Annotated in this window: 5 protein-coding genes; 3 read left to right on the forward strand and 2 right to left on the reverse strand. The window is 40.1% G+C overall.

Annotated features, from left to right (window positions below):
- Positions 1-46 precede the first annotated feature (46 nt).
- The 3 genes from R2Q84_RS19780 (at position 47) to R2Q84_RS19790 (ending at position 2,931) form a co-directional block, all read left to right on the forward strand.
- Positions 47-904 (forward strand): chromate resistance protein ChrB domain-containing protein, encoded by an 858-nt coding sequence (locus R2Q84_RS19780; RefSeq protein WP_316818329.1) that lies wholly within the window; start codon positions 47-49, stop codon positions 902-904.
- Positions 905-1,105: 201 nt separating this feature from the next.
- Positions 1,106-2,287, forward strand: coding sequence for a chromate transporter (locus tag R2Q84_RS19785; protein WP_316818330.1), 1,182 nt, complete (start codon positions 1,106-1,108; stop codon positions 2,285-2,287).
- Positions 2,288-2,340: 53 nt separating this feature from the next.
- Positions 2,341-2,931 (forward strand): hypothetical protein, encoded by a 591-nt coding sequence (locus R2Q84_RS19790; RefSeq protein ID WP_316818331.1) that lies wholly within the window; start codon positions 2,341-2,343, stop codon positions 2,929-2,931.
- A 32-nt stretch (positions 2,932-2,963) separates the two neighbouring features.
- On the opposite strand, the gene R2Q84_RS19795 is transcribed toward R2Q84_RS19790, so the two are convergent.
- Both R2Q84_RS19795 and R2Q84_RS19800 read right to left on the reverse strand, forming a co-directional pair.
- Positions 2,964-3,824: a type IX secretion system membrane protein PorP/SprF gene (locus tag R2Q84_RS19795; protein WP_316818332.1), complete on the reverse strand. Its 861-nt coding sequence runs from the start codon at positions 3,822-3,824 to the stop codon at positions 2,964-2,966.
- Between the two features lie 89 nt (positions 3,825-3,913).
- Positions 3,914-6,656: YDG domain-containing protein (locus tag R2Q84_RS19800; protein WP_316818333.1), on the reverse strand; the 2,743-nt coding region annotated here is incomplete at its 5' end.

Below are 6,656 nucleotides of genomic sequence, written 5' to 3' on the forward strand. Positions count from 1 at the left end.
AAAAAACAAATCATTATCTACCAAATTAACAGAATATTAAGGCGTAATGAACTGGATTACTCGTGAAAGACCAAAAATTGATCGTATCGCTTGTCCCTGGCTGATCAAAAATTTCATTGATAAAAACGCTCATTTCTTTTACGTTCCATTTGACCAGGTAATCGAAAAATCAGCAGAACTAAATGCAATTCCGTTTGATGTACCTGGTGTTGAACTCACCCATCAAAAAGATCAATGTACTTTTGATGCACTAATCAATAAATACAAATTAAATGACCCTGCGCTCGATGCAATGGCACCTATCGTCAGGGGAGCAGACACAGACCAACATCACTTATCCAGCCAGTGTGCCGGATTATGGGCCATCGCTGCTGGCATGGCTTATAATATTAAAGACGATCAGGAACTATTACAGGCCGGGACAGTCATTTATGATGCCTTATACACATGGGCCAGGCATCTTCAAAATGTAAAACATACAGAAAGTCCTGTAGAACAACTTTTAGTTGATGTTTATCAAAAATTTCTAAAAAAAGGAACTACAGGTAAAATACCTACATGGGCTACCGAACTGAAAACCATCATACAAGATCAGATTGACACCAATCTTGCCTTGAGTTTAACAGGAATTTCCCATGAACTAAATGTAAATCCTGCCTATGTATCCAGAGAGTTTTCTAAGTATTTTGACAATCTTTCATTTGGGGAATATATCCGAAAACTGAGAATTGACAAGGCCATAGCATTTATTGAAACTTCAGATTACTCCTTTTCCGAAATTGCCTATCTGACAGGTTTTTCGGATCAAAGCCATTTCGCGCGTATTTTTAAACTCGAAATGGGTTTAACGCCTTCGGCATACAAAAAGAACGCTTCAAAAAGCAAAATAAGTCCCAATAGTTAAAGCTATTCTATTTTATCCTCTATAACGGCCGTTGCCTTGTGCTATGCAAACTACAAACTATAAAACCTACTTAGCTATAAAAAAGTAAATTCTGTACTAACAGTTAAATCCGTTCTATTTTTCAATCTAAAGTACTGGTACTATTGTATAGTAATTTTTGAAATATGAAATGGCTAAACTCTTATACTTAGAAACACACACATGGAAAACGAACTGATTATAAAGCCTGCTTATTCCAGGAGTGAGCTGACCTCCTATTTTTTAAAATTAGGTACCTGGGGATTTGGCGGGCCTGTTGCTTTAGTTGGTTACATGCACCGTGACCTGGTTGAAAACAAGAAATGGATCACTGAAGAAGAATATAAAGAAGGGCTGGCTTTGGCACAATTGGCACCAGGACCATTGGCAGCTCAATTAGGCATTTACATGGGATTTGTCCATTATGGATTGATCGGGGCTACATTAGCCGGGCTTGCATTTGTATTACCATCATTCGTAATGGTGGTAATACTAGGCATTGCTTATAAACTGTACAGCGGGTTACCAGGAATGCAAGCTGTATTTTATGGAGTTAGTGCGGCTGTAATTGGTATCATCGCCATCAGTGCTTACAAATTGACTATTAAATCTGTAAGTACTCTTGACTTTGCAGCCATCAAATCTAATTGGCTGCTATGGGTCTTCTATCTGGTTGGAGTTGTCGTCACCGTAATCACCCAAAGAGAAGACATCTTACTATTTGTTGGCTGTGGACTGATCTATATGGTGGTCAAGTCACCGCCTAAATGGATTAAACGCCCCGTTACTGCGCCTTCCATAATTTTATTAGGCATTGGATTCTGGCAATATGACGGAAAGACTTTACAGGAAATTGGCTGGTTCTTTCTCAAAGCAGGGGCATTTGTATTTGGCAGCGGTCTGGCTATTGTCCCGTTTTTACATGGTGGGGTAGTTCAGGAATTTGGCTGGCTGAATGAACATGAGTTTTTAGATTCAGTGGCTGTTGCTATGGTCACGCCTGGGCCTGTGGTTATTACTGTGGCATTTATTGGTTATCTGGTTGCTGGTTTTCCAGGCGCTTGCGTTGCTGCATTAGCTACATTCTTACCCTGCTATCTTTTTACGGTGGTACTTGCACCATCATTCAAAAAAATAGCTAAAAACACGAGTATAAAAGCATTTGTTGATGGCATTACAGCGGTGGTAATCGGTTCATTGGTTGGGGCGGTAATTATCATTGCAACAAGAGCGATTGTGGATATTCCTACAGCCTTAATTGCTATATTTAGTATGCTGACCTTAATCTACCTTAAAAAAATAAAAGAACCGCATCTTATTTTAACTTCGGCAGTTATTGGAATTATACTTAAAATACTTCTATAATGAAAAAACAAGCGAAACGATTTTGCCGACAACCTATTATAAACGCTATACAAATGAAAACCTATACTCTCCTATTTCTTGCCCTATTGTCTATTGCCCAGGTAAAGGCACAGCATAAACTGGTTAAAGACATTGATTTTGACGGAAAGAACGACACTGTTTATGTGGATACAGATGAGTCCGTTATTGTGTGCCAGCTTTCCTCCCGGCAATATAAGCCCTTAAAAAGCCAACCCATAGAAATACTGAACCAGCAAAGTGGTGTAAGCTCAACAAAAAATGGTTTTGAGTTTCAAAACCATTGGATGAGGGCAGGATATCACAACCAGTTTCGTTACGATAAAAAAACAAAACAGGTTCAATTAATTGGCATGAGCCGTTACGAGTTTGGCCCGGCCAACAACAATGGCAGCGGCGAATCCAGCGTCAACTTACTCACCGGTGACTATATAGGCAATTGGAATTTCTACGACAACCTGGCCAATAATGAACAAGGGAAACTGGTAAAAATCCCCACTATTAAGACAAAATTGTGGTTTAACAGAGTTTACCTAACCGGTTTCAGCGATAAAGTATATTTTGATTTTTCTAAAAGATGTTCCGGGCTTTATTACAAACACAAAAAACTGATTCAATCAAAATAAAGTACAGTCATGTTGATTTCGAAGTACACGCATTACTTAAACTTATAGCCTAGCACCAGATCAAATATTCCTCCGGAAAAACCTCTTACCGTATTAGGTTCTGAATTATACAAGAACCCAAAGTTCACTCGTTTCATATAATCATATCCTATACCTCCTGTGAAGCTATTGTTACTATGGTACATGGTATAAAAATGTAAATCATCTGCGATTAATTCTGCTGCTATATCATACTGGTTATCAAAATTTCTTACGCCCCTGTAGGCAAACAATGGCTTTATGGCAAACGTTTCGTCTATTTTAAATCTGTAGCTTACGGCGCTATAAAAAGTAGAGTAATCTACTGTTGAAAGCTGCTCAGCCCGTTTTTGATTAAGGTTAAGATAGCTAAACTGTGCTTCGAACGAATTATTGATATAAGCTACCCCAAAATTTCCATCGAGATAATTTTCCCTGTCGTTATAACGGGATAAACCTACATCAGAGGAACCTGCACTGCTGGTTAAACCATAATTCAACCTATCTTGTGCCCAGCTTAAGGATACACCAAAACGAAGACTTTGATTTTCAGAAAGCGGCACTTTATAGGAAAAACTACCCATTGCTTGTGTTTTACTCAATAAACCTGATTTATCATTAATGATATTCAATCCTACTGATGCCTTATCATTTACAGGCATACTTGCTGAAAGGGACACCATTACCGGCCCGCCATCAATTTTATTCCATTGACTGGAATAATTACTAAAAATAACCGCCTTCCCTGCAGCTCCTGCCATTGCGGAATTCACTAAATAGGGATTCTGAAAAAACTGGCTTTTCATTGGGGTCAGTTGTCCTTTTACGTCAAGTATTCCTAGAATCATTAAGATAAGTAACACTATTCTTTTCATTTTTTCTATACTTTAAGTCAGGGCTGTTCTTTTATCACAATAGAACAGCCCTGGCACTATGATTTATTCTTTACTATTAACAATACTAATTATCGCACTATTGTAATAAAACCTTTCATCACTCTTACATTGGGCTGATCAAACCGGAAGAGATAATAATAGGTTCCTTCCTGTAATAGAGATGCGTTTAGTCTTCCATCCCAATCATTCTTGTAATTGCGTACTTTATACACAATTCTTCCTGCTCTGTCTACAATAGTTAAAGTATGGGCCGGATAAGCATCAATATTCTTCACCACCCAGGTATCATTAACACCATCGCCATTAGGGGTGATAAAATTCTCTGCTTCTATTGCCTGGTAATCTCCTTTTACTTCTACCTTAAAGCTGGCCTCAGCCACACAACCACCTGCAGTCTCTGCTGTTACTACATACGTTGTGGTGGATAATGGCCGAACTAAAAACTGAGAAGTTTCTTTCCCACCGATGGCACCCAGGGTTGTCCATTTGTATTTGACTCCACCACTTGCAGTTAATACCACAGATTCTCCGCGACTTATACTGTTCCCTTTATCACTGGTAATGGTAATCACCGGCAATGGGTTTACAGTTATGGTAAAACTTCTGCTGATTTCATTTACACCACCATTGGCTGTACCTCCATTATCTTTTACTGTTAACGTAACGACGGCTGTTCCGCTCTGGTTATTTGCTATGGTGTACCTTAACTGGTTCCCTGCAATACTTAGGTTCTGGAATAAACTATTAGTGTTACTAAGTACACTTAAAGTAGTCGTTTGATTAACATCCGGGCCAGCAGTTATACCACTTAAATTTATCCGTTGCTCATCTTTGTTATAACAAATAATTTGATTCTCTATTGCATTTAATGTTGGGGCTTCATTTACATCGTTTAACTGAATCACAAAATCCTGGTCCAGACTGAAACCGTATTGTGTGGTACTGCGCACTCTGATTTTATAGTTCTGCTGCGCTTCGTAATTCAGCGGTGTTACTGTTCTCAGTTCGTTGTTAACAATATTGAAATCTACATTATCGGCATCGCCTGTTCCTGCTACCAGGCTGTAAGTAAATACTGCGTTAGGATCATTTGATGTACTGTTGAGTGTACCGACCAATGTGCCTGCTGGTTTGTGTTCGTATAACGTTACTGCTGCAAGACCCACACTCGTTGGTGCACCGGGCTTGATGCTAAGTATTCCCCCTATATAGCTGATGTTGTAATTCTGTGCCACAGCACCACTTGCGGTTATCGGGTAATCGCCCAAACCACTGTTGATGTCTGCAGTGGTAACGATTGAAGGCTGTGTAGATAATACGTTGCTCTCCTCTCCTGTTACAAAACCATCATAACGGACTGTTAGTTCAGGATTTGCTGTTCCAAGGAATTTCTCTTTGTTATCAGCAGTAATGGTAAGGGCTTTAGCCGTAATTGTTCCTACTGTTCCGTTAATGTTGGTGGAAGCAAGGCTATAGCTAGCACCATCAATACCTGAAATGGATAATCCATTTACTGTTACTGTTTTTCCTGCGCCTGCATTCCTGTTATCATAACTTCCGCTCGTTGGATTGTTCAACACCACCGTTTCACCTGGTACTACGCCTGATAAGATATAGTTAGAGGCATTCAGTCCTGCTACGGTAGTACCATCGTAGATTTTGCTTACGATTCCCGTTAAGCTGGCTGTTAAGTTTTTTGTTGTAATGGTCCCCACTGCGCCACTAATACTGGTAGATCCAAGACTGTAGTTAGCAGCATTAGTTCCAGAAATGGATAGTCCATTCACTGTTACAATCTTTCCTGTACCTATATTTCTTGTATCATAACTTCCACTAGTTGGGTTATTTAATACCACTGCGTCACCTGACAACACACCCGAAAGGCTATAGTTAGCAGATGCTAATGTTGCAGTTACGGCTCCATCATACACTTTGCTCACCGTTCCAATCACACTGGCTGTTAAGCTTTTTGTTGTGATCTCACCATTTGTACTAAAGGTGTTCAGACGGTAATTATCTTTATCAATTCCGCTTAGCGCAAGACCTGAGATGGTAATTGCCTTACCAGTTCCTACATTCTTAGTATCATAAGTAGCTGAAGCATAGATTAAGCTTACGTCCTCGTTGCCCACCAATCCTGATGCCATATCGAAAGTATCAAAGTTTAGGGTTGCTGTGGTATTGCCATCATATACTTTGCTTACTGGTTGTGCTGAAATAGTTAATATTTTGGCTGTGATGTCGGCTGTTAAGCCTATTGGCTGTGTTAAACTGTAATTACCCGAAGCACTGCCGCTGATACTGTAGCCGCTTATGGTTACTGATTTAGCTGTGCCCAGTCCTGCAGTTGCGAAAGTTGCTGCCGGAGTATCACCTAAAGTTACATTGGCTGCATCGCCGGACAATACCCCGCTTAATGCCGCTGTTCCACTAATCGTTGCTGTAGTATTACCGTCGTACTGCTTGTTACTGATATTGATTCCGGTGATCGTAATTGATTTTGCGGTAATGTTTGCTGTTAAGCCGCCTGGCTGGCTCAGGCTGTAATTACCCGAAGCACTGCCACTGATACTGTAGCCACTTATTGTTACTGGTTTACCTGTCTCTACTGAGGTATTGGCAAAAGTAGCTAAAGGTGTACCTCCAAGGATAACACTGGCTGCATCGCCTGGCAATACCCCACTTAATGCTGCTGTTCCAATGATCGTTGCTGTGGCATTTCCGTCGTAGATTTTATCGGCAATGCTATTACCAGTAATGCTGATTGCTTTTGCGGTGATGTTAGCAGTCAAGCCTGCCGGCTGCGTTAAA

This window comes from Pedobacter nyackensis (assembly GCF_032678475.1).
In the GTDB taxonomy this organism is placed as follows: Bacteria; Bacteroidota; Bacteroidia; order Sphingobacteriales; family Sphingobacteriaceae; genus Pedobacter; species Pedobacter nyackensis_A.